This is a genomic window from Pseudomonas sp. KB_15 (assembly GCF_052114525.1).
In the GTDB taxonomy this organism is placed as follows: domain Bacteria; phylum Pseudomonadota; class Gammaproteobacteria; order Pseudomonadales; family Pseudomonadaceae; genus Aquipseudomonas.
Map to the genome: position 1 here is coordinate 1 of NZ_JBFREX010000196.1, position 466 is coordinate 466.

Annotated in this window: 1 pseudogene; it reads right to left on the bottom strand. The window is 71.9% G+C overall.

Features of this window, described 5'->3' with window-relative positions:
- Positions 1-466: pseudogene (locus AB4Z35_RS30430) on the bottom strand (sensor histidine kinase); the annotation flags it as partial.

The window sequence follows — 466 nt, forward strand, 5'->3', positions numbered from 1 at the left end:
GTTTTCCTGCGCCGTGGCGTGGTCGCCGCGTTCGAGGAACTTGCCGGTGTTGCCCGAGAGCGTGCGCAGCGCCGCGAGCGGCTGGTTCAGTTCATGGGCGATGCCGGCCGACATCTGGCCCACCGCCGCGAGCTTGCCGGCCTGCATCAACCCGTCCTGCGCCTGGCGCAGGAAGGTCTCGGTGCGGGTGCGTTCGGCCACTTCGGCATGCAGTTGCTGGTTCGCGGCGAAGAGGTCGGCGGTGCGTTCGGCCACCTTGCGTTCGAGTTCGCTGTTGGCCGCCTCCAGCGCCGTGCGCGCCGCCAGCCGCTCGCTGACGATGCGCCGCCGCACGTTCCAGGCCGCCCCGAGCAGCAGCACGAACGCCGCCAGCACGCCGGCCAGCGCCGCGCTGTTGAGCGCGGCCACGCGGGCCTGCGAGGTATTGGTCAGCAGGGTCAGGTTCCAGTCGGTGCCGGGCAGGGCC